The following is a 21,351-nucleotide window of genomic DNA, read 5'->3' on the forward strand; positions in this document are numbered from 1 at the left end:
CAATAGAAGCGCTGGGACGGTCCTTTTTCATTGATTTAAAGGATTTTGGGGACATACCAGGGGACGCAGCTCTTTTTCACGACTGATCGTCGGGCGGGTTCTTCGGCGGGCAACAGAAACGAGCTGCGTTCTGCTGCGTCCCCTTTTTGCCCTTCGTTGGGACGATATCAACTCGCGGCTCACACTCGCAGAGCCAGTGGCACACGAAGATATGCGCGCGTCGAAATGCTTCAATAGGCTGCTGGACAGGCCGTCAGTCTTGCTCGAGCACGCCGAGCACGAGTTTGCGCAGCTTCGGCTCGGCGGCGGCCGCCACGGCCAGTATTTCCGGCAGGCTGACCGGCTGCAAGGCGTCGGGCAGACAAATATCAGTGACAACCGATAGCCCGAGCACGCGCATTCCGGCGTGAACCGCCACGAGCACCTCGGGCACGGTGGACATGCCGACCACGTCGGCCCCGATGGTGCGCAGGAAGCGGTATTCGGCCCGCGTTTCAAGATTCGGCCCAGTCACGGCGACATACACCCCGCGGCGGGCCACGAAATTTTCCCGTGCGGCAATGGCCAGCGCTCGCTCGATGAGGGCCGCATCGTACGGCGCCGACATATCGGGAAATCGAGGTCCGAGGCGATCGTCGTTCGCGCCGATGAGCGGGTTGCCGTTCATCAGGTTGATGTGATCGTCGATGACGACGATGTCGCCGCGGCTATATTGCGGATTCATGCCACCGCAGGCATTCGACACGATCAGCGTTCGTGCCCCGAGAGCCCGCATGACGCGCACTGGAAACGTGATCTGCTGTTGGGTGTAGCCTTCGTAGGCATGCAGCCGGCCTTCCATTGCCACAACCGAGCGGCCGGCCAAGCGTCCGCAAACCAACTGGCCGGCGTGGCTGTGCGTGGTCGAGCGCGGGAAATGCGGAATGGCGTGGTATTCGATCCGCGCGTCGGCTTCGATTTCACCGGCCAGAGCACCCAAGCCGGTGCCCAAGATGATTCCGACATCGGCCGCTGCACTCCAATATCGCCGAATCGACTGCACGGCCTCGTCAATATGCTCGGCGAGATGCATCGTGGCGCGAATGACCAATGTCTAAGGACGAATGACTAAGGACGAATGACTAAGGACGAATGACTAAAGAATGTCTAATGACGAAGCTCGAATGACGAGCGCCAAGTGACACGTTCGTCATTCCCCTTCGATGCCGTATTGCCGCAGCAGGGCGCGGTAGGCGGGGAGATGGCGGATGCTGTCGAGATCGGGGTCAATTTCGAGATGGCCGAAGTCGTCGTAGCCGCACTGCATGGCGACACCCAATTCCTCGATCGCCTGCCGCGGCGCCCCCTGCACGGCAAGCGCACAGGCCAGGTTATAGCGAGCGACGCAATCGCGCGGAGCAAGCGACACCAACCGGCGGTCGATTTCGAGCGATCGGTCGTATCGCCCCTTGAGCGCCAACAATTCGCCAAGGGCCCGGAGCACCAAGATATAATTCGGGTTGCGGGCCAGAATCCGTTCGTAGATGTCAATTTGCAAGTCGACCAAACCTAGATCGCCAAACCATTCGGCCGGCTCGCCGGCCGGGCGAGTCGGCTTTGCGCGTGATGGAGATTTGTCGGCGTTGGACATGGTTGAACCTGGATGGGGCCAAACCGGGTGGAAATGGACTCTACATTATTTAGAACCGCCCCAAAACCACGCTTTTCAAAGCATCGTCTTCCGCATAGCCGATAGCTTACAGATTATTCGCTATCGTCGAATTCCCCGTCCAAGTCGGGCTCTTCATCGTCGCCTGGTTCTTTTTCCTCGTCTTCATCGTCGGAATCGACGTCGGAATCGTCGACGTCTTCCTCGAAGTCGTCGTCGAAGTCGTCGTCAAAGTCTTCCTCATCGAATTCATCGTCCTCTTCCGATTCGTCGGCGTCGAGATCTTCTTCGATCTCTTCATCATCGTCCAGTTCCTCATCCACAGCCAGTACCTGCGGCGGCTGGCCGAGAAGGCTTGGTTCTTCCAGATCGGAATTCGGATGGATCACATGCGGCATGACTCGGTTCCTCGAAACCAGGTTGGATTGACTCTGCTACAACCGATCGAAAAGCGAGCAGGCCGCCCCTCGATTCACGCTAGCCAATTTTCGCTCCCCGGCTGCGATCGTCAACCCCTGTCGGCTGAGCGATCGTCGATCGTTCGCCGAAAGGGCGAATCGAATCAGAAACTCGATACGGCTGCCGCACGATTGCGGATCGGTCTAGGAGGCTGGTGCGCAAGAAGCGATGCGGAGCAGCGCTCGGACGTGCGGCGCTATTAGCGCTTGCCGGCGTCCTCGCGCTGCAGCGCATTGAGCTGGCCGCTGCTTGGGAGAAGATTCATCGCGGATGGGCGGGCGGGCGGATCGATGCGCAGTCGGCGGGCGGAAATGGTCGCTTGGTCTTCAGGAGGTGCGGCGCCAACGCCCTGCACCGCTTTGCCCTTGGCGATCAATTCGAGATACCGCTTTGGTTCGGCAATCCCGGGCGCGGCGGCATGCCATTGGCGCAGGATCGGTTCGGCCGCCGAAAAATCGTCGCTTGAAAATAGCGCGACGGAAAGCCATCGCAGGCAGAGCACGTCGCGGCAGCCGGCGTCGTAGGCGGTTTGCAAATAGGCCCGGGCGGCGACCCAATTCTTTTGTGCTGCCAAGCAAGCGCCGCGCACCGCGCCGCGTAGCGCATCGCGATGCGGCGTGTCGGCCGGCAATAAAGATACTTGATCGAGCGCCTCCTTGCGCCGGTCGTGCTTCACGTAGAGATCGATCAAGCGGCGGCGGAGCCGGACGGGGTCGGGCTGGCCGGCCAGCGATTGCTCGACGACTTCGCGCGCCTCGTCGTCTTCGCCGAGCAACTCGAGCGAAAGGCTCAAACATAATGTCGCCACATCGCGGATCGCGGCGATGTGCCATGTTTCCAGGTTGAGTTGGCCATGGCGCACGGCCGTCCGATAGGAGCGGCTTGCCAGATCCAGTCGTCCGGCCCGCTGCATATAGCTGCCGATCGCGCAGAGCAACTGGGCATCGAAGGGGAATGCTTCCAGTGCTTGAACGCAGATTTTCACCTGCTGATCGTGCCCGTCCGGCTGGCCATCGTAGGTCGTTAGTAGTCCGTAATAGGCTTCGAGCATTTCAGTCGACGCCGGCCGTGCGACCGCCAATGCCCGACGAAAGCAATCGGCGGCCTGCCGCGCATCACCAAGATTCATGAGCGATTCACCCATTGCCACCAGCGGAATCGCCGATTCTCCGCGATCGCACAATTCCAATTCAGCGAGTTTCCAATCACGGCGGGCTTTGCGAGTCTTTACCGCCCGCTCTTGATCTTCCGCATCACGATGGATGTGCCACGGCTTCAACTCCACCCGCATGCCGGCCGCGATCAATGCCGGATGAAGATTTTCACGTACACGGCCGGTGAAGCTAAGCGCCGGCCGATTCGGCATCAAGCGAATGCGTCCGACCTGCTCGCTCATGCCATGCTCGCCGGCAGGGGGAAGTTGGATCAACAGCAGGTAGACTTTCGCCGGATCGGCTCCCTCGTCGACCAAGCGGCGAATCTGCAGGGCGGAATCCGCCGCAAGACGTTCGTTGGCATCGAGCCAGAGAATCCACTCCCCGGTGCAACTCGCCAGGCACGCATTTCGGGTGGCGGCAAAATCATCGGTCCAAGGGACATCGACTACCGTCGTCGCTCGACTCAGGGCGATCTGCCGTGTGCGGTCGAGCGAACCGGTGTCGGCAACGACAATTTCGTCGGCGATCGGCCGGACGCTGCCGAGCGAAGCAGCGATGGTCGCTTCGGCATCTCGCACGATCATGGCGACCGTAAGCCGTTTTGGTTCCGATGGCATGGGAAGCACCCGGTGTTCGGTTTCCTGGCGTCGCGGCAACGCCCAACACGGATTTGACGGTTACGGCGCCGCTGGTCTTGGACGAGTCGCGGATATGTCCCGCTGGAAAACGTGGCCTACGTGGTCGGCAATCGAAGAGCGGGGCGAAGTGTAGCGATTCAGGGCAGATGCCGGAAGGGGAGTCGGAATAGCGGCGGAGTCTGCTTCTTGGGCGCCCCTGCCCGCGGCTTTGCGTGGGCATGATTCCGCTGTGCGGGGTCGAATACTGCAACATGCTCACGGAGAGCAGCGGTCATGGCAGCCGGGCAATGCCATCAGTCCCCCCGACCTGGCCAGTTTATGCAACTTATCTCCGCCCTCCGTTCCCGCTACGAGGTGAGTGCTGGAATTGTCGGCTTCGGAAGACTTGGCAAAGTTTGCGGGCGGATTTGCCGATTATTGCGGTTGTCGAGATTAGGCAAACTTTGATGAGCGTGCTAGCGATCTGCAAGACGGCAGACAGTCGTTGGCGGCGGTTTCGCGTTCAGTCCGGCAAATTTCGCAATGCATATTCGTCGCCAGACAACATGCTCGTGGTGCGCCGCGCTGGTGGCGTGTTGGATTCTCTCGGGCTGCGCGGCAATTCAGCCTTCACCCGCTCCGGCCGTGCCGCCGCCGATTCCCGTCCAACCGGTGGGAACCGAAATCAGCAAGGTTTCGTTGCCCCCCTACATTATCGAGCCTCCGGATATTCTGGAAATCGATGCGCTCAAGGTAGTTCCCAAGGCGCCCTACAAGATCGAGCCGCTCGATTATCTGGGAATTCACGTGACCGGAACGCTTACAGACCAGCCAATTATTGGCACCTACGGCGTCGAGCCCGGCGGCGGAGTAAATCTCGGACCATCATACGGCCGGGCGCAGGTGGCAGGCCTGACATTGGAAGAGGCCAGCGAAGCCATCAACCGGCAACTCAGCCGCACGCTGAAGCAACCGCAAGTGGCCGTAACCTTGACCGCTTCCTCGGGCCAGCAACAGATCCAGGGCCAGCATCGCGTCGGCCCTGATGGCACGGTCAATCTCGGGGAATATGGCACCGTGCAGGTCACCGGGCTGACGGTCGATCAAGCCAAGCAAGCGATCGAATCGCATTTGACGCAGTTCCTCGAAAGCCCCGAGGTTTCGGTCGACGTTTTCACTTATGCCAGCAAGGTGTACTACGTCATTGGCGAAGGGGCCGGCTTCGGCGACAGCCTTATTCGATTGCAGATCACCGGCAACGAAACGGTGCTCGATGCCATTTCGCAAATCAATGGTCTATCTCGGCTGGCGAGCAAGCGGATTTGGATCGCTCGCCCCGCGCCCAATGGCTGTGTTCAGCGTTTGTATGTGAATTGGAACGACATCACGAAAAAGGGCGAGACCAAGACCAACTACCAGATCATGCCGGGCGACCGCATCTTTCTGGCCGAAAACAAGCTGATCGCCACCGATTCGCTGGTCGGCAAGATCCTCAATCCCATCGAACGGGCGTTTGGATTTGCGACTTTGGGCGCAGAAAGCGTGGAGGAAATCAAACGTCCGTCGAGTGCATTCGCAGGACGATAGGATGAACCAGCGACTCGTTCAATGTCGAGCTAAATTCGCACTATGTGTTTGTTGGCAATACAGTGACGGTCGTCGCCGAATGCTTTGACGCGATCGGTCAGCGCGGTAGAATTCAAGCGCGGAAGGTGGCTCAAAATGAGATCGCTGAGCGTGGGGCGCATAGAAAGGGATTCGACCATGGCAGCCACAATTTCAAACGCACTACCCGGAACGGCGCGGCGTGGATTGTCCGCTGGCGTAGCGCGCTGGGCGATTCTGGCGGCTGCGGGATGGATCGCGATCGGATTGAGCGGATCGGCGGCATTCGCTCAATTTGCCGGGCCTTCGAATTTGCAATACAATCCGAGCCCAACGTTAAGCCCCTATCTCTTGTTGTTCGGCAACAATGGAACGAACGGCTTTGGAGCGCTGAATAATTACAATACGCTGGTGCGCCCGTTCTTGGATCAAAATCAGCTCAACGCACAGCAGTATCAAAACAACTACGCGCAATCCAACCAGATCAGCCTGTTGCAACAGCAGTTGAACCAAGTTCGCGAGTCGACCGGCTTGGGCACGACCGGTTTCGCCGGCCGCATCCGTCCGACCGGGCAAGCGGCCACGTATTTGAACTACTCGCACTTTTACACCGGTGCAAACACGCGCCACTGAGTGGGCGTTTCTCCCAAGAAGCGATGTTCAGCCCTCGGCTCACGCCGAGGGTTTTTTGTTGCGCTCGTCGTCGCCGCTCGCGCCCGACGACCGCCCCGTGGCGAAGTCTCGGGCATTCGCCGCCAATTTGACTCATGGATGTTTTCGAGCTAAATATTCAATGGCACTCGCCAAATCCGACATTCGTCGCTCGCTGAACCAAACCGTCGCGCTAAGTTTTGCTCCCGCATTTGCCGTCGTCGCATGGCGGTCTGGCCCCTCCAGACACGGAAGCTGCATCCATTGCGATTCCGGCATCGTCGTTCCCGATTTTCCCAACACTCCGCCTGCTAGCTTGCACCGATGAAAACACAGTTCAGCTGTCGACGGCCACAGTTCGATATCCGTTCGAGTGTTTCGGAACGGGAGATCCGCGACTGTGTGCGCAGTCTGTTGGCGTCGCATTTCGGACGCACGTATGCGATGGATCGGCGTCGCGAGCGGAGATTTCCCTTCCCACATCTGGTGCATCTGACGCCGCTGGCCGGCGACGGCCGGACACCGGGCGGTCCGGCGATGGTGGCGGTGGGACGAGAATTGTCGGAAGGCGGCTTTGGATTCTTCCATGCGGCGCCGCTCGCCCATCGGCAAATGATCGCCTCGCTGGAAACGGCTGACAGCCGCTGGTTCAGCCTCGTGGTCGATCTCACATGGTGCCGCTTCATGCGCCACGGATGGTATGAAAGCGGCGGGCGGTTTCTGCGAACCATTCCGATCGGCCAGCCGACCCTGCCGCGCGCCCTCGCGCTGCCGGAGTATCAGATCTAACGAGACCGGCGGCCAACATATCGCCGCTCATGGGAATTTGATCGCGCGACAGCGGCAAGGCGCTAGCGGCCGGTTGCATCCGCCAATTCGTCGGCGAATTGGCGTCGCAAAGCATCGCGCCGCTCGGGAGTCCAGAGTGCGAAGAAGGCATGCAGACCGTTCGTGATTGCCTCCGCATCGGATGCAAGCAATCGCCCGAGCAAAGCGCGCTCCTCCGGGCACTCGGTTTCGTTCAGCCAGGCTTGCAACCGGCCTTCCGATGCCACCCGGTCGTTGATGTGGCCTAAGTGTTCGAGGATTTCAATCACCTGTGGATAGAGGGCCTTGCGGCAATTGCTGCCCAGCGCCGCGGCAAAGATCTCCATCGCATAGCGCAGCTCTTTACCGGCAATGCGAAACCGGTGCAGCCGGCCGGTGTCGGAAAGGTCCGCATCCGCGGCGGTAAACCACGCATCGACCAAGTGCCGGATTTCATGGCGCGCCGCTTCGGCGATCGACGGCTCGCGGCCCAAACAGCATTCGCCGTCGCACAAACCGGTGTCGTGGGCGGCTTGATCGTGCGAAGTATCCGAAGCGCCGGCGGTCGCCGCTTGATGTGCTGCAACGCCCGAAGCGGTCGTGCCGAGGCCGGTGCCCGCCGAACTCGCTGTCGCAGATCCGTCGCTCGTACTCGCGGCGCCACATCCTGCTTCGCCGCAGCAATCGTCTGCAGTCGTTCTTCGCATTCGTACTCGACGCAGAAGCTTGTGGATCCGTCGGCGAAATCGTTTGGGTTGCAATCCCCGATAAACCTCAATGATTGCGGGCTGAGCAGCCTTGCGCGCTGCGGCAATGCGATCCACGATCGCGGCGGCTGCAGCGCTCCGGTCGGCGAATTCTTTGCGAAAGCGCATCGCGATCACGTCGAGATCGCGGGCTTCGCCGGCGGCGCGGCGAATTCGCTTCAGTTGCCGATCGAACCAAGCGGCTCGCCGGGACGGCAGATAGGGCGCAAACGTCTTCATGGCCGCATGCGCGCGCCGACTGGCGACACGAAGTTGATGAATGTGTTCAACGTCTTCTTTTGCCTCGGCCGCCAACGGCAACCGGCTCCACAGCCATCGCAAACGCGCCTTCAGCGCACGCCGAGCCACCCGAGTGACTGGTTCCGCTAGCGATTCGACGGCGATCCACTTGCTATTGGTGGTCGTCAAGCGAGTGATGTCTCTAAAAAGTGTGGCAACTGATAAACAAACCTCGCGGCCGCCCCCTAACGCCGGCGAGCCGGCCCTTGCTCGGTCTGGCCGTCGCGTAGCCGGTCGCCATTCGTTTCCGCGCCGCGTGCTGCGGGTTCTGCAGCCTCGATGTTCTTCTCCGCTGACCGATTCGTAGTTCCCGGGCCGTTCAGCAAAAGACCCATTGTGAGCTTGTTATCGTATTGGCCATCGAGTTTTCTGGCATTGCGCAACAAGCCCTCTTCTTCGAAACCGAATCGCTTGTAGAGACGTATGGCGATCTCGTTCGTATCAACTACGTTCAACTCAATCCGTTCCAAACCGCGCGCGCGGGCCGCGGCCAGCGCTGCTCGCAATAACCGCCGACCGATGCCTCTTCCGCGATAATCGGGATCGACTCCCATCGCCAACCGGCCGCAATGGCGGGACGATTCACGCAGGTCGGGCACGATATCGCACCAACCGACCACCGCTCCACCATCGATCGCCACCACGTGCGGCGCCGCTTGCCCGATATGCCGCAATACCAACTCGCGAACTGCTTCCAGCGGCGGCGCTTCGACCAGCGCGAGGTATTTTCGCTGGCGCGCGACACGGTCCAAAACGGCGTGGAAGCCGGCGATGTGGCGCTCGGCAATTGGCACGATGTGGATCGTCAATTCAGCTCCGTGCGCTCGCGAATAGTGGTTTCGCCGCTTTGCCTAGCCGGCAAAGTTCTGCATTATTTCAAGCGGCCGCTGCGAATGGCAAGTGTCTGCGATCGGCTTTTCGCCGATCGTGGCGTAAGTCAGAAGAATTCCGCCCGTCGCTAAGATTTCTTCGGCTCGTGCTTCAGCGACGCCGAATTGATGCAATAGCGCAAACCGGTGGGGTTCGGGCCATCGTCGAACACATGGCCAAGATGCGCTCCGCAATGGCGGCAGATAACCTCCGTGCGACGCATGAAATGGCTGCGATCATCGGCCTTCTCGATGTTTTCCTCATCCAACGGCTGAAAGAAACTTGGCCAACCGCAGCCGGAATCAAACTTGCTTTCCGAGTCGAACAGCGGTTCGCCGCAGCACACGCACCGATAAATCCCCGGTTCGTGGTTGTTCCAGTACTGGCCCGTAAAGGCACGCTCGGTTCCCTTTTGCCGAGTCACCTGGTATTGCTCGGGCGTGAGCTGCCGGTGCCATTCTGCAGCGGACTTTTGTACCGCGCGTTTGGATTCATTCGGTTCGGTCATAGTCGTGGCTCGGGTTTCGTGGCTCGTGATTCGCAATACGGCGAGGGTTTACTTCTCTGCGTGGGAATTGCGTGGCGAACGGGGGCGATCGCCAACCGACGGCTGATTCAATCGGGCGAGCGCTGCGCGGCGGCCAATCGATCGCACCGACACCAGCGCATGCAACTGCGCTGTCCGCGGGCGCGACTTGCCATGCTCCCACTGATAAATCGTCTGGCTCGACACGCCGACGAGTTTACCATACTCCGCTGCCGACAACTTCAACCGCCGCCGCTGGGCCCGCACCGACCTTGCCGAAAAGCGATTCGCGGCGGCATCGGATTCGATCGTGGCAGACGGCGCGCCGCCATGGACCAACCGGCGCACGACATGCGCAATGCGCCGCTCACAGGATTTGAGTTGACGTTTCAGTTGCGCGATATCGCGGCGTTGGGCCGCGGACGCGCGGCGAATGGCCGCCATCTGGGCTCGAATCTCTTTCCGCGCCAGTCGGCGAATTTCGTCATTCAGAACCCCGGCAAGATTCATCGTTTCTCAAGCTCCCCTCGACGCCCCCGAACGTTCAATATCCAGTGTATCGGCCAAGGCAAGGCCCGGTGCGGCTTTACCGAGGGGCGCGGGGCGAGGACAAGAAAAACCGCCGTTCGTCATCCGTCCTTCAAAGCCTCACAGCCTTCCTCTCAATCGTCGTCGTCGCCGGCTGGCGCTGCTGAGCGTGTACGAACAAAGGCGGCATGCACGGGTGGCGGCATGGCGGAATCCGCGCCACGAACACTGTGCCAAATCACTTGGTTGAGCGTGGTTTCATCCGCGGCATCTTCATGGCTGAAATCCAGCTTGGCCGACGCTTCGCTTCCCCATGCTCCGGCCTCGTTTACCGCCGTCAGCGACACTTCCGCCGGAACGTGCACATATGGCTCCAAATTCAGCGTCGCTTGGAAGCAGCCGTACATCGGCGTGGCTGCGGCGTCGAATTGGCTCATCGGTTGCAAACCGAGGATCAGTTCCATCGTGCGGAGCATGCTGGTCGTCGCATAGAGCGTCGAATCGACGGCGCCGCGGCGGCAATAAGGGCTGATCACCAGCGCCACGGTGCGATGGGCGTCAACGTGATCCGAACCATTTTGCGAATCGTCTTCCACGACGAAAATCGCCGTCTCTTGCCAAAGGTGGCTATGGCTGACGCCCTCGACCAGCCGGCCGAGGGCCAGATCGTTTTCCGCGACCATTGCCGCGGGGGTCGGTTTGCCGCGGACGGTACCGTGCGTGTGATCGTTCGGCAGCCGCAACACGATGAACCGTGGCATGTCGTACGATTTATTGAAATGTGCAAGCTCCGCCAAAAACTCGTCGGTGCGCTTGGCGTCGGGATAGTCGAGGTCCCAGCCGCGATACTTGGGATCGAAATGGCCGACGAGCGTTTTCATGTTCGTATGGCTCGCTTCGCCGGCGTGGGCGCCGTTGTCGATGAACTCGCCGTAACTGCGATACGTGACCTTGCTTTCCTTGCAGCGGTCCCAGATATAGCCGACGGCGGGAAAGGCGATCGGATATTTTCCCTCCGACGGATAGCCGATCTTATCCGGCGCTTTGCCGCGATAGCTGAGCGGCCATGTTTTTTCGACGAAATCCGAGCAATAGGCGGCGGTGCTCCATTCGTGCCCTTGGGCGCTGACTTCGGCATTGGCGTAAAAATTATCGAGCAGCACGAACTGCTTCGCGAGCGCATGGGCATTCGGCGTGATATGCCGATCGAACAAACACAGCCGCGGATCGCCATTGCCTTCTTTCACATCGCCAAACACCTGATCGTAGGTGCGGTTTTCACGGATGATGTAGATGCAATGGCGAATCGGGCTGCCATCGCGAATCGGGTTGCCTTCGCCACGCGGTGCGGCGGCTATCCGGCGATCGTTTGCAACCGGACAACACGATCGCGCCTGTTGTGAATAGCGGGCCATTTGTTCCGGCGATGGCGGATCGATAATTCCGAATGTGCCGTTGAACAATCCGCCGATATATTCATCCGGCGTTTTCTTTCCCTTGATCTCGGAGCGCGTGGGCTCGGGACGACCGGGGCCGTTCGGATTGGCTCGCGAACCGAGGCCCTTGCCGCTTGCGACATAAATCTCTTCCCCGAGATCAGGCTTCTCCGCCAATCCAAAGCGAACCGACGTCGGATACCAGCCGGTCGGAATAAAGCCAAGGGACCTGCTCTTGCATCGCCGGCTCACATCGAATGCAGCTAGATTGTTATTGCCCGAATTGGCAACCAACAGCACTTTGCCATCGGCGGAGAGCGCCAGGCTGCTCGGAATACTGCCGTTTGGCGAATTGGGCCACATGGAAATGGTCATCTCCTCCTGCGATTCACCATCGATAGTGCTAAGAACGAAAACGTCGTTCAGATTGGCGCACGCGACGTACAGCAATTTGTCATCCGGCGAGAGAACCATTTCGGTAGGATGCGAGTCGGCGGCTGCCACGAGGATCGACGGTCGTGAGCGTTCCGCCAGCGCTTTCTTGATTGGCCACTCGCTAATCACCTTCCAAGCCTGCGCATCAACGACCGCCACGGTGCTCTTACCCCACAAGCTGACGAACAACCGCCGGCCATCGCGGCTCGGCACGATCGCATAAGGATAACTGTCTTTCTCGAACTGCAAGCGATCGATTTGCTCCGGTTTGTCGAGCGACACGCGGGCGAGCGAGCTGCCCCATGCGCAAGCGACATAGAGCATCTTGCCGTCGGGGCTGCATGCCAAGCCGGCAGGGATTTGCTTTGCTTTTTGGTCGGCGATTCTGATCTCGCGATGATTCGACAATTTGCCGTCGGCGAAATCGTATTCGTGCACCACTTCGAATTCCGCGCCGCTGGCAAACAGCCGTTCGCCAGCCGTGTCGAACGTGATCCCATAAAACGCTTGCGGCACGGTGACGCGCGACGCCACTTCCTGATGCTTCAAATCGATGATGACGATTTCATGGTTTCGAAATCCGCAGTGCAATACAGCCGCCCAGGGCTGCGACGGGTGCATGGCGATATTGACGGGAAAATGCCCCAGCGGAAGCTGCCGCCCCGCCGGATGCAGCGACCATCCATTGGACAGCAGCGTATTCCCATCCGGCTGCGGCCCAGGCCAGCGCGTGGCCCCTTTCGCCGCCCGCGGTGTCCCTGTCTGCATCGTTGCCTGCGGCGGCTCAGCCCGGACCATATCCATAATCGCCAACCACGAAATTGCGGCAACCAAGACCAATCCAACGGTCCGCTCATTTGTTCGCCGCAACATCAGGTTGCCTCATCCATTCGATTTAACGGTCGCCCGCTTCCCCTATCCCCTCACCCTCGCCCTCACCCTTCCTCCTCACATCCATCTGAACCATCGCAGCGCCAGCGCAAACGAGACGACCGTCCATCCTAGCAGCGCACACACCCGGCCGGGCATCGCGGCGAGCGATGTTCCTTCCTGCATCACGGCCCGCAGAGCGTCGATGAGCGGCGTCAGCGGTAGCGCTTTCACCAGCGGTTGCGCGAACGCCGGAAATCGATCGGACGAAAAAAATATGCCCGACATCATCCACATCGGCAGCATCACAAGATTCATTAATCCGGAGACGGTTTCCAGCGTTCGCGCTCGGCTGGCCACCAACAGGCCGATGCCGGCGAACATCGCCGCCCCCAGCAGAATCAGCGCCACTACGGCCAACAGGCTGCCATGCACGGTCACGCCGAACGCTAGCCGCGCGAACACGAGCAAAACCAGCACCTCCGGCACCATGAATAGCAGCCGGCTGACCATAATTCCCGCAAGAAAATCGCTGCGCCGCATGGGAGTCGCCAAGAATCGCTTCAGCAATTTGCGAATCCGCATATCGACGGTGACGTAGCCGACGCCCCACAGTCCGCCCCCCATGAGGCTCATGCCCAAGAGTCCGGGCACGAGGAAATCGATGTACCGCGCGCCGGGTTCGTCGAACGACTCGTTTTCGACAGCGACGGCATCGGCTCGGCCTGCGGCGCGCTGGAGCGTGTTGTCCACGGCGTCGCGCGCCAGCACACTCTCCGGCCGGCTGGGATCGAAGATATATTGGTAAGTCGGCTTGCCCGACTGCTGCGGGCCGATCTCCACGATCAGATCGGTCTTACCGGTTCGCAGCCGCCGCCGGCAAAGATCGTCGGGATTGATTTGCGTTTCAAAGCGCGGTTGCCCACCGTTGCCTTTGGCATCGGTATCAAGATGAGCATTTCGCGCCGGACCAGCCTGCAGCGCCGCTTCGATACGCTCCGCCCCCTGACCTTGTTCGATGTCGACTGAAATTTTTTCGACCGGCTTATTGCGAAACGCGATCCCCAGCAGAACGATCATCAGAATCGGAAACCCGTAGACCCAAAACACGGCCTCCGGTTCGCGATAAAACTCCCGCAATCGCGCCAACACGAGTTGCCACAACGGGTGGTAGCGCGGCTGCGGTGGCGCGGCGGTGGAGGTCGACATGCGTTCGCCTGGGCTGGGATCGGGTGGGCAAACGCAACATACGAAATCATCCGAGCGATGCCAAGCGCCGCGGGGCGGAATCGGGAAATTTGCGTTCGGTTCGGAAAACATGAGGATTTGTCGCTGCGTCTCGAAGCCGTGGGTGAAGAGCGCGGCAAGCGGTGCTGGCCACTCTAGCCGCTTTGGCCTACAATCGCGGGCAGTTCGCATTCCGGCCCGCATTCCGCCCTTGACGCCCAGATTCATGAACGGATCGCAATCGCAACTTATCCATATCATCGGCATCGGCGACGATGGGCTCGATGGCCTCACTGCCAACGCGCGCCGCTTGATCGAGGAAGCCGATTTGCTGCTCGGCGATGAGCCGACCCTCGCACTTGTGAAAAAACTGGGTGGCAAGCGGGCCGTGATCGGCAACGATCTTGCTGCCGCCGTGGCGCGAATCACCGCGGCCGAGGGAGAGCGGCTTGTGGTGCTCGCCTCGGGCGATCCGCTGTTCTACGGCATGGCGCGGTATCTTTGCGACAAGCTCGGCAAAGATCGCTTCCAGGTCATCCCGCATGTCAGCAGCATGCAGCTCGCATTTGCCCGGGTGAAGGAAAGTTGGGAAGAAGCACTGCTGACGAACCTTGCGAACCACGATTTGGAAAGCGTGCTCGATAAGATTCGCGTTGCCGATAAAGTAGGGCTTTTTACGAGCGAATCTCAGCCGCCCGAAAAGATCGCCCGATCGCTGTTGGATTATCGCATCGATTATTTCACGGCCTATATTTGCGAGAATTTGGGATCGCCCGACGAACGGGTAACGCACGGCGAGCTGTCGGAAATTGCGAAGGAAAATTTTTCGCCGCTGAATGTGATGATTCTGGTTCGCAAGCCCGATTTGCCCGACCGGCCGAGTGACGCAGCGGGCCGGCGGCTATTTGGTAATTCCGACGCGGCGTTTCTGCAATCCCGGCCGAAACACGGGCTGCTGACGCCCGCTGAGGTGCGGGGCATCGCGCTGGCCCAAATGGATCTCGGACCAACGAGCATCGTGTGGGATATCGGCGCCGGCAGCGGATCGGTTTCGATCGAGGCGGCGCAAATCGCGGCGGGTGGAATGGTCTACGCCATCGAAATGGACCCCGAAGATCATCAACTGATCTCCGCCAATGCAGCGCGGTTCGGAGTCAAGAATCTGACGCCCGTGCTTGGCCGAGCGCCCGACGCCTGGCAACCGCTGCCGGATCCCGATTGTGTGTTCGTCGGCGGCAGCGGCCGGGAAATCAGCCGATTGGTGGAGTTGGCCTATGGACGGCTGCGCTCGGGAGGCCGGCTCGTCGCGAATGTCGGCAGCATCGAAAATCTTTCGGCCGTGCATGAAACCCTGCGGCACTACACCGACGATGTGCGGATCTGGATGATCAACGTGGCCCGCGGCGTGGAACAACTCGAACGCGTGCGATTCGAATCGTTGAATCCAACATTTCTCTTGGCGGTGGTGAAGGACGGCAAGGCGCGAGGGACGATGGGCTAGGGACGAGAGACAACGGACGCGATTGGCATGGCATAGTAGCCGCGCGTCCCTCGCTAACGCTTCGGGCTAGTATCGCAACACTAGCCCGAAGCGTCAGCGAGGGACGCACGATGACGGACGCATCGTTTCCGGCAAAGCTCAAACGATATAGTCACCCATAGGAACGAGGCCGTGGCTGAGCACGAACAGCTTGATGTGATCGCCGTCGGTGCGCATCCCGACGACGTGGAAATCGCTTGCGGCGGCACGCTGGCCCGGCTCGTGCAGCAGGGCTACCGGGTCGGAATCGTCGACCTCACCGATGGCGAACCGACGCCGAATTCGCCGGGCCCGGAAGTGCGGATGGAAGAGGCTCGACAAGCCGCCGAAAAGCTGGGCGTTCATAAGCGCATCCACTTGGAGCTACCGAATCGGCGACTCTTCGACACGTTCGAGGCCCGGGTCGCGCTGGGAAAGGTGTTTCGCCGCCATCGGCCGCGGCTGGTGCTGGGCTTCGGCGAAAAGACGCCGCTCGCTTCGCCGGATCATTATCAGGCTATGCAAATCACCGACGCGGGCATTTTCTATTCGCGGCTCACGAAGTGGGATCAACATTTCGAAAATTTGCTGGTCCACACGGTGCCGGCATATCTCTACTATTCGCTGAGCTTCAGCGGATTGACGGTGCCTCCCGGGGCCGGACATTTGATTTCCGATATCAGCGACACGTTGGACACGAAGCTTGCCGCCGTGCGCTGCTATTTGACGCAGTTCCCGCCCGAAAAAGCGTACGTGTTGGATCGTGTTCGGGCATTGGCGCTCGCTCAAGGCGCCGCCGCCGGTTTCGCGGCCGGCGAACTCTTTGCCAGCCCGCGGGCCCTCGGCACGAAAGATCTGATGGGGTTTCTCTTCGCCAAGTGATCGCGCGCTCAAGACCGCTCCCGCAGCGATAGCGAGGGGGTCGCTTTCTTGCTTGCGCTGGGGCTCGACGCACTAGCGGACTCGATGGCACACGGTAGAAACTGGTTCGCAAGCGAGTTCATCGCCGTAGCGACTGAATCAATAACACCGCGCCGATCCCGATGATCGTAGCGTACAAATAATGATGAAATGCTTTGCCGCGCAACCGGCGGTTCACGCTGCGGCCCAAAAATAGCGCGGCGATCGCTGCGGGCAGGGAAATTAGGTAATACAACGTGACGGTCCACACCCACAGCCCCGTCAGCCAATAGCCGGCCAAGATGATCGCGCTCGACGGCAAGAAAAATCCTTGGCCCGTCGCGCGGAACCGCTGCGCCGACCAGCGCCGCATTGCGCCGTAAATAAGCAGTGGCGGCCCGCTCATGCCGAACGCTTCTCCAAGCACTCCGGCGCAAAATCCGCAAAGGCAAAGCCACACCGAACTGTCGCTTTTCAGCTCGAGCCGCGAGCCGACAAACAAGCAGTAGGCCGAAAAGCCAATCAGAAAAAGCCCCAACGCTTCCTTCAACAGATGCGGATCGCTGTGTACAAGCAGCCACAGCCCAAGCGGCATTCCGAACAGGCTCGAAACCAACAGCCAACTCACGCTGCGCAAGTGCACCTCGTACCAATCTTGCATCACGATGATCGACCCCACGGTAATCGACAGCAGCACGATCAGCGGCGCCGCCACTTCGAACGGAATCCGAAACACGAGTAGCGACAGGCCGACGAGCCCCGAGCCGAAGCCGAGCGCCGATTGCACCAGCATCGCGAAGAACACGACGATAACCACATAGACAGTGACCGCCACCGCGAAATAACCTCCGATGCCGAGGGAAAACACGGGTGAGGCAGAAGATCGACGAAGCAAGGAAACCACGAAAGACGCGAAAACACACGAAAGACGAGAGATCCGGAAGCAGGGGAACCACGGATCACACGAATGACGCGGATCAAGAAAACGAAGCAGGATCAGAGGACGGCGGAAGAGAAGGGAGGAAATATCGGCGGGCGAAAATGGCGGACGCGCTGGCGGCAATTATTCGAAGCCGAACAGGCTTTGCAATTTGGCGAGGAATGCTCGGTGACGCTCGGGCACGCGCTCTTTCCAGCCCTTCAAATAATCGCGCAAATCCACATCGGCGTCATGCGGGCCGAGATTGATCCAGGTCAGCGCTTCCCAGCCGGTCGGCTCATCCTCGAACAACGAAAGCAGATAGACGGCCACCATCTGCGAATCCGGCGTCAACTCGCGCTGCGCTTCGAGCGATTTCTGGTGCTCCGCGAACCATTGTGGCATCGTGCGGTCGGGCGGCAGCCGCCGGCGGCGCGGGGCCAAAAGCGTGTCGACATATTGGTCCAAGTGTGGGGCGAAGCCTTTCCAGTTCGCATAGGGCGGATCCGTTTTCCAAGTGATCGCCATCCGCCGCATCGTAAACAGCGACGACGTTTCGCAAAGCGATTCTTCGAACCAAAGATTTCGGCCTGCCTTGCGGTGGTCATAGTTGCTGAGGATGTGGACCAATTCGTGCGAGAATTGATAGGCGTATTGGCTCCAGTATTGACCGCGCGCGCTGAGCAGCACCCGATACTCGCCGGCCGGCCCCTTTTCATAGAGCGTGATCGGCACGCCTTCATGCGGGCGGACCAGAATCGTCGTCAGCCGTCGATCGGGGCTATAGCGCAACAAATTCTTGGCACACGACGCGAGCACCGCATGCACATCGTCGGGCGACGCGCTGCCCCAATCGCCCGAAACTTTGATTTCCGGCAGCTTCGGCTTAGCGGTGTCCGATTTCGCTGCAGCATTGGCCGATGGCCCTGCGGCGGCGACCGGCGCCGCGCCGGCGGCAAGCATGGCGGCGCAAAGAATGCAGCATGTTCGGACCACGTGGAGAATTGATACACCGAGCATCGCTCAATTGCCATTAAGTTTGTAGGAAACCATTCGCCGCAATCAACGTAGCAGGCACACTCCGTGTGCCGTCTGCGCCGCTCTTTGCGCTGCCCCAGCGTATTGCAAAAAGCAACGCAACGCGCTGCGGAGCGCGGATGGCACACGAAGTGTGCCTGCTGCCATACGGCCGCATGACAGCACATTTCAAATCCACAGCCGCTTGATCAACCACATTTTCACCAACTGCGTCAGCACGATATACGATAGCAGAATCCCCACGACGATGGGCCAAAATGTGCCCGGCACGGGCGTGAAATGCAATGCCTTGGCCATCGGCGAAAACGGTAGCCAAATGCCGATTGCCATCACGACGGCGCTAGTGACGATCAACGGCCAACTCGCCCGGCTCTGCAAGAAGGGAATCTTGTTGGTCCGGATAACGTGGATGATCAATGTTTGCGTGAGCAGCGATTCGAGGAACCAGCCGGTTTGAAAGAAGTTTTGGTGCCATTCGTTGGGCTTTGGCTGCCCGAATTGCCAGGTGTGATAGAAATACATCATCACGAAGAAGGTCACGTAGTCGAAAATCGAGCTGCAGGGGCCGATCAACAGGATGAAGCGCGTGATGTCGCCCATTGACCAGGGGTGCGGCTTGGCGATTTGCTCCTGGTCGACGTCGTCGGTGGGAATTGCCACCTGCGAGAAATCGTAGAGCAAGCCGTTCATCAGAATTTGGATCGGCAGCATCGGCTCGAACGGCAGGAAGGCGCTCGCGCCGAGCATGCTAAACATATTGCCGAACGACGAACTGGCCCCCATGCGGATGTATTTGAGGATGTTGGCGAAGACATTGCGCCCTTCCAAAATCCCTTCTTCAAGCACCAGCAGGCTCTTTTCCAAGAGGATTACGTCGGCCGATTCCTTGGCGATATCGACGGCCGAATCGACCGAGATGCCGACGTCGGCCGCCCGCAGCCCCGGCGCGTCGTTGATCCCATCGCCCATGAAGCCGACGACGTGCCCCTTGGCCTGGAGCGCCCGGACGATGCGCTGCTTGTGGGCCGGCGACAATCGGGCGAAGAGCGTGGCTTGATCGACTTTGTCGGCCAACTCGGCATCGCTCATTTGCTCGACCTGCACGCCGAGCAGCGTCGTATCGGTCGGAATGCCGACTTCGAAGCAAACCTTGCGGCTCACCAGATCGTTGTCGCCGGTGAGCACTTTGACTGCCACGCCGTGCTTGCGCAGGGCCTCGATTGCCGGCCGGGCGGTTTCCTTCGGCGGATCGAGAAACGCGATATAGCCGCGGAGCACGAGGGCCGCTTCGTCGTCTTTCGAGTAGATCGCCTTTCCGCTGCATTCCTTGTAGGCGATGGCCAACACACGAAAGCCGTCGGCCGACAACCGTTCGTATTCCTCGCGCAAATCTTCGATCAGCACAGGCTCGATCGGATAATTCTTCCCGTCCAATTCGAACGTGGTGCAGCGCTTGAGGATTTCCTCCGGCGCGCCTTTGCACACCAGTTGATGCTTCCCCTCCGGCGTTTCCACCACGACCGACATCAGCCGCCGCGAAAAGTCGAATGGAATTTCGTCGATCTTTTTATACGACTGGATATTGGTGAGCCCTTGGCTCTTTTCGTGCTGCAAGACAGCTCGATCGAGCACGTTTTTCAGCCCGGTTTGAAAATGGCTATTCAAATAGGCCAGCAGCAACACTCCGTCGTCTTCTTCCTGCACGACATCGCAATGCCGCTGCAGAATGACGCGATCCATCGTCAGCGTACCGGTCTTATCGGTGCAGAGGATATCCATCGCGCCGAAATTCTGAATCGAATTCAGCCGCTTGACGATCACTTTCTTGCGCGACATCGCAATCGCGCCCTTGGAAAGACATACGGTGACGATCATCGGCAGCATTTCAGGCGTGAGCCCGACGGCCACCGCAACGGAGAAGAAGAACGCTTCCCAGAGCGTGTCGACGTTTCTCTCGCCGGGTGTCTCGTTCTTCTGCCGCTCTTCCTCGCGTTCTTCATCGGTGCGGTTGTCGCCTTCGACCTTTTGCAGCATGCCGGCCGGCTCTTTCTTGTGGAATTCCAAGAACGGCCGCGCCCGCCAATCCAACTTCGTTCCGGCATTGATCAAAAAAACCGCGGGCACCATGACCATGATGAAGCGGATCATCAGCCAGGTGAACTTTGCGACACCCTTGTCGAAACTGGTCTGCACTTGCTGGCCGATGATGGCCGAGGCCATTCCGCCCAGATAAGTGTTCGTGCCGGTGGCGGCGATCACGCCCAGCGCCGAGCCGCTTTCGACGCTCGTGCCCAGGAAGCAAATGTTCTTGCGCTCCAACGGCGAACGGCCATCGGCTGGCTCGGGCGCGTCGAATTTTTCGACCGGAAACGATTCGCCCGTCAGGCTGGCTTGAATCAAGAACAGGTCTTTACACGAAAGGAGCCGCAGGTCAGCGGGAATCATGTCGCCGGCCGCGAGCTTGACGACATCGCCCGGCACGAGCTGCGAGAGCGGCACCTCGCGCGCCGTGCCGTCGCGCACCACGGTGGCGGTCACGCTGATCATCGCTTTCAGCTTTGCCGCGGCGTCGTCGGCCTTCGATTCCTGCCAAAATCGTAGCGACACGCCGAGGAAAATCATCACGACCATCACCGTGCCGCTGCCGGGATCGCCGGTGAGAAACGAGATGGCCGCCAACACCGCCAGCAGGATCACGAGCGGATTGATGACGGCATGCAGCAAGAGCTTCAACTTGCTGTGGTGCTCGGCCGGGGCGACGATGTTGTAGCCATATTGCTCGAGCCGCTGGTTGGCCTCTTCTTCGGCCAATCCGGCCGGAGCCGTGTCGAGCTTTTTCAGTGCGCCCGCGGATTCCATCGACGCCAATTCCATCAGCACCGGCGCGACGCGAATCGGCTGCGTCGGTTTCTTCCAGAGGTTCAATAGCCCTTTGGGCAACACGTTGGTCGGCGAAATCGGCATACGGTTCTCTCGATTATTTCTCGGGTGCCATGCCACGGCTTTGCGTGGGGATGTTTCCGTGATGCAATGGACCTACCCCGGACGATTCCTAGCGCCACGCTAGCCCGACGTGTTAGCAAGGCCGCCCCG

At 59.9% G+C, this 21,351-nt stretch carries 19 protein-coding genes; 6 read left to right on the top strand and 13 right to left on the bottom strand.

Features of this window, described 5'->3' with window-relative positions; translation table 11 throughout:
* Positions 1–253: 253 nt before the first annotated feature.
* From VHX65_17575 to VHX65_17590, 4 genes are all read right to left on the bottom strand, one after another.
* Complete coding sequence (locus tag VHX65_17575; protein ID HEX4000365.1) at positions 254–1,072, bottom strand: purine-nucleoside phosphorylase; 819 nt, start codon at positions 1,070–1,072, stop codon at positions 254–256.
* Between the two features lie 117 nt (positions 1,073–1,189).
* Complete coding sequence (locus VHX65_17580) at positions 1,190–1,630, bottom strand: hypothetical protein (protein HEX4000366.1); 441 nt, start codon at positions 1,628–1,630, stop codon at positions 1,190–1,192.
* A gap of 113 nt (positions 1,631–1,743) precedes the next feature.
* Complete coding sequence (locus tag VHX65_17585) at positions 1,744–2,046, bottom strand: hypothetical protein (protein ID HEX4000367.1); 303 nt, start codon at positions 2,044–2,046, stop codon at positions 1,744–1,746.
* Between the two features lie 260 nt (positions 2,047–2,306).
* Positions 2,307–3,881 carry a glycosyltransferase gene (locus tag VHX65_17590; protein HEX4000368.1) on the bottom strand — a complete coding sequence of 525 codons (1,575 nt, stop codon included), beginning with the start codon at positions 3,879–3,881 and terminating at the stop codon, positions 2,307–2,309.
* A gap of 543 nt (positions 3,882–4,424) precedes the next feature.
* Between VHX65_17590 and VHX65_17595 the strand changes: the two genes are divergently transcribed.
* The 4 genes from VHX65_17595 to VHX65_17610 all read left to right on the top strand — a co-directional run bounded on the left by VHX65_17595 (position 4,425) and on the right by VHX65_17610 (position 6,926).
* Entirely contained in the window at positions 4,425–5,468 is a 1,044-nt protein-coding gene (locus tag VHX65_17595; GenBank protein HEX4000369.1) for a polysaccharide biosynthesis/export family protein, read from the top strand.
* Positions 5,469–5,645: 177 nt separating this feature from the next.
* Positions 5,646–6,119: a hypothetical protein gene (locus VHX65_17600; protein HEX4000370.1), complete on the top strand. Its 474-nt coding sequence runs from the start codon at positions 5,646–5,648 to the stop codon at positions 6,117–6,119.
* A 160-nt stretch (positions 6,120–6,279) separates the two neighbouring features.
* Complete coding sequence (locus tag VHX65_17605; GenBank protein HEX4000371.1) at positions 6,280–6,465, top strand: hypothetical protein; 186 nt, start codon at positions 6,280–6,282, stop codon at positions 6,463–6,465.
* Between the two features lie 116 nt (positions 6,466–6,581).
* Positions 6,582–6,926, top strand: a complete 345-nt coding sequence (locus tag VHX65_17610) for a hypothetical protein (GenBank protein HEX4000372.1) — start codon at positions 6,582–6,584, stop codon at positions 6,924–6,926.
* 62 nt (positions 6,927–6,988) lie between these two features.
* Here the strand turns inward: VHX65_17610 and VHX65_17615 are convergent, their stop codons facing one another.
* The 6 genes from VHX65_17615 to VHX65_17640 all read right to left on the bottom strand — a co-directional run bounded on the left by VHX65_17615 (position 6,989) and on the right by VHX65_17640 (position 13,864).
* Positions 6,989–8,119, bottom strand: a complete 1,131-nt coding sequence (locus tag VHX65_17615) for a CHAD domain-containing protein (GenBank protein HEX4000373.1) — start codon at positions 8,117–8,119, stop codon at positions 6,989–6,991.
* 56 nt (positions 8,120–8,175) lie between these two features.
* Complete coding sequence (locus VHX65_17620) at positions 8,176–8,799, bottom strand: GNAT family N-acetyltransferase (GenBank protein HEX4000374.1); 624 nt, start codon at positions 8,797–8,799, stop codon at positions 8,176–8,178.
* 149 nt (positions 8,800–8,948) lie between these two features.
* Positions 8,949–9,368, bottom strand: coding sequence for a peptide-methionine (R)-S-oxide reductase MsrB (gene msrB, locus VHX65_17625; GenBank protein ID HEX4000375.1), 420 nt, complete (start codon positions 9,366–9,368; stop codon positions 8,949–8,951).
* Between the two features lie 48 nt (positions 9,369–9,416).
* On the bottom strand, positions 9,417–9,896 hold the full coding sequence (locus tag VHX65_17630; protein HEX4000376.1) for a helix-turn-helix domain-containing protein: 480 nt from the start codon (positions 9,894–9,896) through the stop codon (positions 9,417–9,419).
* A gap of 152 nt (positions 9,897–10,048) precedes the next feature.
* The gene (locus tag VHX65_17635; protein ID HEX4000377.1) at positions 10,049–12,553 is read right to left on the bottom strand and encodes an alkaline phosphatase family protein; all 2,505 of its coding nucleotides are present in this window, start codon (positions 12,551–12,553) and stop codon (positions 10,049–10,051) included.
* A 180-nt stretch (positions 12,554–12,733) separates the two neighbouring features.
* Positions 12,734–13,864 carry an ABC transporter permease gene (locus VHX65_17640; GenBank protein HEX4000378.1) on the bottom strand — a complete coding sequence of 377 codons (1,131 nt, stop codon included), beginning with the start codon at positions 13,862–13,864 and terminating at the stop codon, positions 12,734–12,736.
* A gap of 244 nt (positions 13,865–14,108) precedes the next feature.
* Between VHX65_17640 and cbiE the strand changes: the two genes are divergently transcribed.
* Together cbiE and VHX65_17650 are read left to right on the top strand one after the other, a co-directional pair.
* The gene (cbiE, locus tag VHX65_17645) at positions 14,109–15,383 is read left to right on the top strand and encodes a precorrin-6y C5,15-methyltransferase (decarboxylating) subunit CbiE (protein ID HEX4000379.1); all 1,275 of its coding nucleotides are present in this window, start codon (positions 14,109–14,111) and stop codon (positions 15,381–15,383) included.
* A 171-nt stretch (positions 15,384–15,554) separates the two neighbouring features.
* Complete coding sequence (locus VHX65_17650; GenBank protein HEX4000380.1) at positions 15,555–16,283, top strand: PIG-L family deacetylase; 729 nt, start codon at positions 15,555–15,557, stop codon at positions 16,281–16,283.
* A 118-nt stretch (positions 16,284–16,401) separates the two neighbouring features.
* Here the strand turns inward: VHX65_17650 and VHX65_17655 are convergent, their stop codons facing one another.
* The 3 genes from VHX65_17655 to mgtA form a co-directional block, all read right to left on the bottom strand.
* The gene (locus VHX65_17655) at positions 16,402–17,136 is read right to left on the bottom strand and encodes a sulfite exporter TauE/SafE family protein (GenBank protein ID HEX4000381.1); all 735 of its coding nucleotides are present in this window, start codon (positions 17,134–17,136) and stop codon (positions 16,402–16,404) included.
* A 228-nt stretch (positions 17,137–17,364) separates the two neighbouring features.
* Positions 17,365–18,240 carry a hypothetical protein gene (locus VHX65_17660; GenBank protein HEX4000382.1) on the bottom strand — a complete coding sequence of 292 codons (876 nt, stop codon included), beginning with the start codon at positions 18,238–18,240 and terminating at the stop codon, positions 17,365–17,367.
* A gap of 186 nt (positions 18,241–18,426) precedes the next feature.
* Entirely contained in the window at positions 18,427–21,222 is a 2,796-nt protein-coding gene (mgtA, locus tag VHX65_17665) for a magnesium-translocating P-type ATPase (GenBank protein ID HEX4000383.1), read from the bottom strand.
* Positions 21,223–21,351 lie beyond the last annotated feature (129 nt).

The sequence above is a fragment of the Pirellulales bacterium genome (genome assembly GCA_036267355.1).
Lineage (GTDB): Bacteria > Planctomycetota > Planctomycetia > Pirellulales > DATAWG01 > DATAWG01.

Excerpts from the sequence above, each read along its gene's own strand:
- VHX65_17575 (HEX4000365.1), bottom strand. The coding sequence starts at position 1,072 with ATGCATCTCGCCGAGCATATTGACGAGGCCGTGCAGTCGATTCGGCGA.
- VHX65_17595 (HEX4000369.1), top strand. The coding sequence starts at position 4,425 with ATGCATATTCGTCGCCAGACAACATGCTCGTGGTGCGCCGCGCTGGTG.
- VHX65_17585 (HEX4000367.1), bottom strand. The coding sequence starts at position 2,046 with ATGCCGCATGTGATCCATCCGAATTCCGATCTGGAAGAACCAAGCCTT.
- mgtA (HEX4000383.1), bottom strand. The coding sequence starts at position 21,222 with ATGCCGATTTCGCCGACCAACGTGTTGCCCAAAGGGCTATTGAACCTC.
- VHX65_17630 (HEX4000376.1), bottom strand. The coding sequence starts at position 9,896 with ATGAATCTTGCCGGGGTTCTGAATGACGAAATTCGCCGACTGGCGCGG.
- VHX65_17610 (HEX4000372.1), top strand. The coding sequence starts at position 6,582 with ATGGATCGGCGTCGCGAGCGGAGATTTCCCTTCCCACATCTGGTGCAT.
- cbiE (HEX4000379.1), top strand. The coding sequence starts at position 14,109 with ATGAACGGATCGCAATCGCAACTTATCCATATCATCGGCATCGGCGAC.
- VHX65_17600 (HEX4000370.1), top strand. The coding sequence starts at position 5,646 with ATGGCAGCCACAATTTCAAACGCACTACCCGGAACGGCGCGGCGTGGA.
- VHX65_17580 (HEX4000366.1), bottom strand. The coding sequence starts at position 1,630 with ATGTCCAACGCCGACAAATCTCCATCACGCGCAAAGCCGACTCGCCCG.
- VHX65_17635 (HEX4000377.1), bottom strand. The coding sequence starts at position 12,553 with ATGCAGACAGGGACACCGCGGGCGGCGAAAGGGGCCACGCGCTGGCCT.
- VHX65_17605 (HEX4000371.1), top strand. The coding sequence starts at position 6,280 with ATGGCACTCGCCAAATCCGACATTCGTCGCTCGCTGAACCAAACCGTC.
- VHX65_17640 (HEX4000378.1), bottom strand. The coding sequence starts at position 13,864 with ATGTCGACCTCCACCGCCGCGCCACCGCAGCCGCGCTACCACCCGTTG.
- VHX65_17590 (HEX4000368.1), bottom strand. The coding sequence starts at position 3,881 with ATGCCATCGGAACCAAAACGGCTTACGGTCGCCATGATCGTGCGAGAT.
- VHX65_17660 (HEX4000382.1), bottom strand. The coding sequence starts at position 18,240 with ATGCTCGGTGTATCAATTCTCCACGTGGTCCGAACATGCTGCATTCTT.
- msrB (HEX4000375.1), bottom strand. The coding sequence starts at position 9,368 with ATGACCGAACCGAATGAATCCAAACGCGCGGTACAAAAGTCCGCTGCA.